A 6,817-nucleotide genomic window follows, 5' to 3' on the forward strand; every position below is an offset into this window, starting at 1 on the left:
ACCACATAGTGCATATAACTAAGAATATTCGTGATAAGGTTATCGCATGGTCATCGCTGTGATCGCAGACATCGTGGGCTCGCGTGAACTCGGGGACCGCGGCGCCGCACAGCGCGTGCTGGATGAGACCATCGCGCAGGCCGAGATCGACCTGCCGCTGGCGGCGCAGCCGTTGACGCCCACCGTAGGAGACGAGCAGCAGGGCGTCTATCGGGAGCTCGGCGATGCGCTCCGCTCACTCTTCCTCATCCAGTTGCGACTGCCCGAAGGGATCGCCTTCCGGTTCGGCATCGGCGTGGGGGAGGTGCGCGCCGTCGCCTCCGTGCACGGCGAGCTCGCCGACGGGCCGGGCTGGTACGCCGCGCGGGCCGCGATCGAGACCGTGCACTCCCGCGAGCAGCGCGCCGTGCCGCGCACGCGCACCTGGATTGTCGGAGCCCCGGGGCAGGATGAGGTCATGGCGTCGACGATCGCGGTCTCCAATGCCTACCTGCTCGCGCGTGACGAGCTCGTGGGTGCGATGAGTGCGCGCGAGCGGCGACTCACCTACGGGCGCCTGGTCGGCCGCTCGCAGCAGGAGCTCGCGGCGCAGGAGGGCATCTCCCAGCCGAGCGTCTCGAAGTCGCTGCGACGTGCCGGATCCGCCGCGCTCATCGAAGGACTCGCCGCCCTGAAGGGAGAGCCGGCATGATCATCGCCGGATTCACCCTGCTCGCCATCGGAGCCGCAGACCTCGTGCGGCAGTTCGTCCCGCGGCGTTGGATCGGATACCTGGCCGCGGCCGTCGTGCTGCTCCTGCTCGGCAGCGTCAGCGATGCTCTCCTGCCAATGATCGCCGCGCTCGCGTCCGGCGCGCTCTGGGTCTGGTGCATGCCCGACGGGCGGGCGTCGCGCGCCGGCTTCTGGCCCGCCGTCGTCCTCGCTCTCGTCGTCGTCGGAGCCGTGATCTCGATGGGCGCACGCGCCCAGGCCGGTCTCATCGGCGAGGTGTGGCAGTTGCGTTCGCCGTTCGGTGAGGTCACGTTCGACCTGGCGATCCTGGTGCTCGGGGTGTCGGCGTTCCTCCTCGAGTCCGCGAACCTCGTGGTGCGCGCCGCTCTCGACGGCGAACACACCTGGCGCCCCGCCGAGCAGGTCACCGAGGCCACACCCGTCGTCGGGGCTGCATCGGTCGGCGCGGAGATGAGCCAGACCCTCCCAGAACCGACGACAGCCCTCGCAGAACCGACGATGGATCCGGCACCTGTGGTGGCGGCCGCCCCTGATCCGCGGGCCGGCTTCCAGGGCGGGCGACTGATCGGCCCGCTCGAACGCCTCCTCGTCCTGATCCTCACGCTCGCCGCCGCGTACCCGATCCTCGCGGCGATGCTGGCGGCGAAGGGGATCGTCCGCTTCCCGGAGATCTCCCGCGACGGTGAGACCGGCGCCAGAGCCGAGTACTTCCTCGTGGGCAGTCTCGTCAGCTGGGTCATCGCCCTCGGCGCCGCCTTCCTCGTCTGGTGGGCGGCGCACAGCTGACGACGGTTCCGAATCAGCCCACGGAGCGGTACCAGTCCAGCTTCTCCGCGAGTCGCTGCTGTTGCGCGAGAACCTCGGCGAGCTGCTTCTCGACCGTCACCGCGTGCTCTTCGAGAAGCGCTATCCGCTCCGGGATGGAGTCTTCTCGCTGGCAGAGCTGGCCGTAGCGACGCAGGCGTTCCACCGGCATGCCGGTCTCGCGGAGGCACTTGAGGAACTCCAGGAGGCCGAGCTCGGCATCGGTGTACGCGCGATGCCCGCCGGCCGTGCGCGACACCGCGGGCAGGATGCCCTCGCGCTCGTAGTACCGGAGCGTGTCGATGCTGAATCCGGAGCGGGCCGCGGTCTCCGCCGGCGTGTACGTCGTCATGATCCGAGCATAGGACTTGACCTGGAGTGCACTCCAGGTTGCACAGTGAAGTCATGACCAACCGGAACACCCCTGCATCCCCGCTCGTCCTCGGAGCGATGTCATTCGGCACGCTCGTCGACGAGGAGACCTCTTTCGCTCTGCTCGACCGCTTCGTCGACCGTGGCGGCATCTGGATCGACACCGCCGACTGCTACAGCTTCTGGACGAGTGAGACGGGGCAGGGGGGAGCCTCCGAAGAGGTGCTCGGACGCTGGCTGGCGGCGCGTCCGGATGCACGAGCGCAGGTCCGCATCTCGACCAAGGTCGGTGCCGAGCCGCTGTGGCCCGGCTCCTGGCCTGAGCACCGGGCCGGTCTCTCTCCGCGTGCGATCCACGCTGCCGTCGAAGGGAGCCTCGAACGCCTGGGCGTCGACAGGATCGACCTGCTCTGGCTGCACCAGGAGGACCGCACGGTCGCGATCGAGGACACGGTGGACGCCCTCGCGGCGCTCACCGTCGACGGGACGGTGGGCCGTGTCGGCGCCTCCAACCACCCGGCCTGGCGCATCGAGCGCGCCCGCGCGCACGCGAGAAAGATCGGAAGCGTTCCCCTCGACGCGTTCCAGTTGAACAGCACATACCTGCGCACGCGTCCGGGAACGCTTCCTCCCGGAGTGGCGCACCCGTTCGGCGTGCTGAGCGACGAGCAGCGGGACTTCGCCCGGGCGAACGGGATCGAGATCTGGGCGTACACCCCGCTGCTGTCCGGTGCCTATGACAACCCGGAGAAACCCGTGCCCGAGGTGTACGACCACCCCGGGACTGCGCGTCGGCTCGCGGTGCTGGCCGAGATCGCGGCGGCGCGGGACCTCGGCCGAGGGCAGATCGTGCTGGCGTGGCAGCTCGCGCGAGGCATCCGTCCCATCCTCGGCGGCAGCAAGCTCGATCAGCTGGATGTCGCGATGGATGCGGCGTCGATCTCCCTGTCCGTCGAGGAGATCACTCTCCTCGACGAGCCGGCGTGAGGCGATTCGGCGGTGCGCGGCGCTGATAGCCTGGAGCGCGTGTCAACTCCCGATCTGACGACCGCACCCCAGGCGATCGACCCCGCGTTCGAGAACGTGTGGGACGAACTCGTGTGGCGTGGCCTGGTCCAGGTGTCCACCGACCAGGAGGCGCTGCGCGCCCTGCTCGCGGGAGACCCCATCACCTATTACTGCGGCTTCGATCCGACGGCACCGAGCCTGCACCTGGGCAACCTCGTGCAGTTGCTGACGCTGCGCCGCATCCAGCTCGCCGGACACAAGCCTCTCGGTCTGGTCGGCGGGTCCACCGGACTCATCGGCGATCCGCGTCCGACTGCCGAGCGAACGCTGAACACCCGCGAGACCGTCGAGGAGTGGGTCGGGCGGCTTCGCGCGCAGGTCGAGCGCTACCTCAGCTTCGAGGGTGAGAATGCGGCACGCATCGTGAACAACCTCGACTGGACCGCGCCGCTGAGCGCGATCGACTTCCTCCGCGAGATCGGCAAGTACTACCGCGTCGGCACGATGCTCAAGAAGGATGCGGTCGCCGCGCGGCTGAACTCCGACGAGGGCATCAGCTACACCGAGTTCAGCTACCAGATCCTGCAGGGGATGGATTACCTCGAGCTCTACCGCCAGTACGACTGCGTGTTGCAGACGGGTGGGTCCGACCAGTGGGGCAACCTCACCAGCGGGACGGATCTGATCCGCCGCGCCGAGGGCTCGTCCGTGCATGCGATCGGCACACCGCTGATCACCAACAGCGACGGCACGAAGTTCGGCAAGAGCGAGGGCAATGCGATCTGGCTCGACGCCGAGATGTGCAGCCCGTACCGGATGTACCAGTTCTGGCTGAGCACCGCGGATTCCGACGTCGTCGACCGCCTGAAGGTCTTCACGTTCCTGAGCCGCTCGGAGATCGAGGGGTACGCCGAACTCGTGGCGACGGAGCCGTTCCGTCGTGCCGCCCAGAAGCGTCTCGCGCTCGAAGTGGTGGCGACCGTGCACGGCATCGACGCGGCGGCGGCGGTGATCGCGGCATCCGAGGCCCTGTTCGGACAGGGCGATCTGACCGCGCTCGACGCGCAGACACTCCGCACCGCGCTGGAAGAGCTCCCGAATGCGACCGTCGCCACCGGCACCCCGGTGGTGGACGTGCTGGTCGCGACTGGGCTCGTCGCCAGCCTCTCCGAGGCGAGGCGCGCGATCGCGCAGGGCGGTGTCACGCTCGACGGCAACCGCGTCGAAGACGAGACTGCCACGGTCCAGGGCACCCTTCCCGGGGGAGTGTCCGTACTCCGTCGCGGCAAGAAGACCCTTGCCGGCGTCTTCCTCGGCTGAGCCTTCGCGCTTCGGATAGCAGAGCCGGATGCCTTTCACTCCCAGTCACGCGCTCGTCGCGCTGCCGTTCATCCGAACGCCGTTGGTGCCCGCGGCGATCGCGATCGGCGCCATGACGCCGGATCTGCCGCTGTTCGTGCGGGGTGTCGGGCTGAACTACTCGTTCACCCACACGTTCGGCAACATCCTGTGGACGGCACTCCTCGCGTTCGTGCTCTTCCTCGTCTGGCGCGTGATCCTGCGTCCCGCGGTGCCGGAACTCGTGCCGCTGTGGCTGGCGCGTCGGCTCCCGGAGGACTGGCGCGAGGGCGGTGCGGAAGCCGCACGACGAGCCGTCGGCGTGGGGGAGAAGCGCTGGTATCCGGTGCTCCTCGCGGTGTCTTTCCTGATCGGCGTGGCCTCGCACATCCTCTGGGATCTCTTCACGCATGAAGGTCGTGCCGGCGTGCAGCTGCTCCCCGGTCTCGACGCGATGTGGGGTCCGCTGCCCGGATTCAAGTGGCTTCAGCACGGGTCGAGTGTGATCGGCCTGCTCATCATCGGTGTCTGGGCACTGCTCTGGCTGCGTCGACGGGAAGCGCGCGCGGATTTCGCGCAGTCGCTGCCGCAGGGGGTGCGCATCGCGTGGTGGGTCTCGCTTCCGGTGATCCTGGTCGCTGCGCTCGTCTGGGGGATCATCGCGTTCGGTCCCATCGACACGGAGTTCACCGTGCAGCATCTGGCCTATCGCGTGCTGCCTCCGGCATGTGCGCTCTGGGGTGCGATCACCTTCGTGCTCTGCGTCGTTCTGGCGGTTCGCGGCCGTCGTCACCAGATCGCCTGATCCGACCCCCAGAGGTGCGGGGCATCGAACTCGAGGCCGGTCATCGCCGGTCGCGAGGTGACGAGGGACCTGCCGTCGACCTCGAAGCGCGCGAGGTGCGGGCCGACGTCGAACTCGGCCTCCCCTTCCGGCTCCCGGCTGCGCGGCATCCCGAGAAGTTCGGCGGCGATGCGGCGGAGCGAGGTGCCGGCATACCAGGACCCGCCTTCGCCGGTGCGGCGTTGCAGCAGCGCCGTCACCGCGGCGGCGAGCAGGTATCCGGCACTGTGGTCGAGCGCCTGGGCGGGAAGCGTGCCCGGGCGGTCCCCGTCCGGCGACTCGATGAGCGCGATTCCGGATGCCGCCTGGACGAGGCTGTCGAAGCCGGCGCGATCGGGATGCTCCGTGCCCCAGGCACTCAGTTGCGCGACGACCAGGTCCGGATACCGTTCGGCGAGCACACTCGGATGAAGTCCCAGTCGGTCCAGCGCGGCGGGACGGTAGCCGAGCACCACGGCATCGGCGTCTGAGAGCAGGTCGTGCATCTGCGCGGTGCGCGCATCCAACCGTGCCGAGCGCTTGCCGTGCCCGGTGTCGAGGTGCTGCCACTCGGGTTCGGGCAGGTGCGGCGGATCGATGCGCAGCACGTCGGCGCCGAGGAGAGCGAGCGTGCGGGTGCAGACGGGACCGGCGATAACGCGGGTGAGGTCGAGCACGCGCATACCGGCGAGGGGGTGGCGATCATCCTGCGCCGCCGTCGAACGTGAGTGGCGGGAGTGACGACGTGCGGGGGTGTCGGTGCGTCGGACCTCGAGAAGCGGCGTCGCTCGGAGGGCGCGATCAGCGGCGGGGTCCTCGGCGGCCACGGCGACGGCGAGTCCGCCGAGTCGGGTGATCCCCGCGACGGCGTCAGCCGTCGTCCGTTCCTCGAGTGCGACGCGGACCGCATCGGCGTCGGCGTCATCCTGCAGTCCGAGTGCGGTCCGCAGAGCGGCGGAGTGATGCGGATAGTTCCCATGGGTCCTGACCCATCCGTCCGCAGTCCGCCAGAAACCCGAGTAGGGCGACCACACCGGGGGAGCGACGCCGTCGATCGAGAGCACGCGGTCGCTCCGGTAGGCGGTGGCCACACGGTGCGGGTCGATGAGCGCGGGCGAGCGACCGGCGGCGAGCAGGGCAGAGGCGACGCTGGCCCAGGCGAGTTCCGCGGTGGCGAGCCGAGAGGGCAGGGCTACGGCGGCGTGAGCTTCGGTCGTTCCCTCTGTGGCGGGGAGATCGAGCAGGATCCTGACGCGGTCGAGCAGAGCAGCTCCCGCGTTGGGAGCCGGGTCAGTGTTGAGTGGGAGCATGGCCAGATCGTACTCTCGGCGGCACGACGCGGCGGAAACCGCGGCTGACCCGGCGTAAAGCGCGCGGAACGCTCGAACGACACGCCCGGGCTGTATGCCCCGATTTGCCAGAACCCCGGAACCCACGTAACTTATTACTTGTTCGCCCCACAGGGAAGCGGAGGAGCCAAGAGCTTCACCCCCCTCAAGCGGAGAACCACTCCCGATCCACTCTCACTTGAGAGATCAGGCGCTTGCGTCTAGGATAGGGAATCCACCTCTTCTGCGGCTGTCATCAGCTGCGCTGCGGATCTCTGATCTGCACGGCGCGCCGATTTGACAAGCGGGACAGGGTGGGTAAGATAGAGAAGTTGCCCTGCGGGCCTGGCTGTGATGGCTGGGTCGTGGGAGCATCCGATCCTTGAGAACTCAACAGCGTGCACTTGTCAAA

The 6,817-nt window shown here is 68.7% G+C and carries 7 protein-coding genes; 5 read left to right on the plus strand and 2 right to left on the minus strand.

What is annotated here, in order from left to right; genetic code table 11:
- Positions 1-46 precede the first annotated feature (46 nt).
- Both ACIOTO_RS19585 and ACIOTO_RS19590 read left to right on the plus strand, forming a co-directional pair.
- The gene (locus ACIOTO_RS19585; protein ID WP_400859144.1) at positions 47-691 is read left to right on the plus strand and encodes a SatD family protein; all 645 of its coding nucleotides are present in this window, start codon (positions 47-49) and stop codon (positions 689-691) included.
- A complete protein-coding gene (locus tag ACIOTO_RS19590) occupies positions 688-1,518 on the plus strand; it encodes a hypothetical protein (RefSeq protein ID WP_400859146.1) in 831 nt (276 codons plus the stop codon). Before ACIOTO_RS19585 ends, ACIOTO_RS19590 begins: the two co-directional genes overlap by 4 nt.
- A gap of 13 nt (positions 1,519-1,531) precedes the next feature.
- On the opposite strand, the gene ACIOTO_RS19595 is transcribed toward ACIOTO_RS19590, so the two are convergent.
- Positions 1,532-1,888: a MerR family transcriptional regulator gene (locus tag ACIOTO_RS19595; RefSeq protein WP_372466483.1), complete on the minus strand. Its 357-nt coding sequence runs from the start codon at positions 1,886-1,888 to the stop codon at positions 1,532-1,534.
- 53 nt (positions 1,889-1,941) lie between these two features.
- Here ACIOTO_RS19595 and ACIOTO_RS19600 point away from each other — a divergent pair, with 53 nt between their 5' ends.
- Genes ACIOTO_RS19600 through ACIOTO_RS19610 form a run of 3 tightly spaced genes read left to right on the plus strand, consistent with a single transcriptional unit; the run spans position 1,942 to position 5,059 of the window.
- Positions 1,942-2,895: an aldo/keto reductase gene (locus tag ACIOTO_RS19600; RefSeq protein WP_400859147.1), complete on the plus strand. Its 954-nt coding sequence runs from the start codon at positions 1,942-1,944 to the stop codon at positions 2,893-2,895.
- 39 nt (positions 2,896-2,934) lie between these two features.
- Positions 2,935-4,236, plus strand: a complete 1,302-nt coding sequence (tyrS, locus tag ACIOTO_RS19605; protein ID WP_400859149.1) for a tyrosine--tRNA ligase — start codon at positions 2,935-2,937, stop codon at positions 4,234-4,236.
- A gap of 28 nt (positions 4,237-4,264) precedes the next feature.
- Positions 4,265-5,059: a DUF4184 family protein gene (locus ACIOTO_RS19610; RefSeq protein WP_400859151.1), complete on the plus strand. Its 795-nt coding sequence runs from the start codon at positions 4,265-4,267 to the stop codon at positions 5,057-5,059.
- On the opposite strand, the gene ACIOTO_RS19615 is transcribed toward ACIOTO_RS19610, so the two are convergent.
- Positions 5,044-6,387 (minus strand): CoA transferase, encoded by a 1,344-nt coding sequence (locus tag ACIOTO_RS19615; protein WP_400859153.1) that lies wholly within the window; start codon positions 6,385-6,387, stop codon positions 5,044-5,046. The genes ACIOTO_RS19610 and ACIOTO_RS19615 overlap by 16 nt on opposite strands.
- Positions 6,388-6,817: the final 430 nt, after the last annotated feature.

This window comes from Microbacterium sp. NPDC087592 (assembly GCF_044743585.1).
Lineage (GTDB): Bacteria > Actinomycetota > Actinomycetes > Actinomycetales > Microbacteriaceae > Microbacterium.

What these genes read in the sequence shown, in the direction of transcription:
- ACIOTO_RS19585 (WP_400859144.1), top strand. Translation starts at nt 47, where the DNA reads ATGGTCATCGCTGTGATCGCAGACATCGTGGGCTCGCGTGAACTCGGG.
- ACIOTO_RS19590 (WP_400859146.1), top strand. Translation starts at nt 688, where the DNA reads ATGATCATCGCCGGATTCACCCTGCTCGCCATCGGAGCCGCAGACCTC.
- ACIOTO_RS19595 (WP_372466483.1), bottom strand. Translation starts at nt 1,888, where the DNA reads ATGACGACGTACACGCCGGCGGAGACCGCGGCCCGCTCCGGATTCAGC.
- ACIOTO_RS19600 (WP_400859147.1), top strand. Translation starts at nt 1,942, where the DNA reads ATGACCAACCGGAACACCCCTGCATCCCCGCTCGTCCTCGGAGCGATG.
- ACIOTO_RS19610 (WP_400859151.1), top strand. Translation starts at nt 4,265, where the DNA reads ATGCCTTTCACTCCCAGTCACGCGCTCGTCGCGCTGCCGTTCATCCGA.
- ACIOTO_RS19615 (WP_400859153.1), bottom strand. Translation starts at nt 6,387, where the DNA reads ATGCTCCCACTCAACACTGACCCGGCTCCCAACGCGGGAGCTGCTCTG.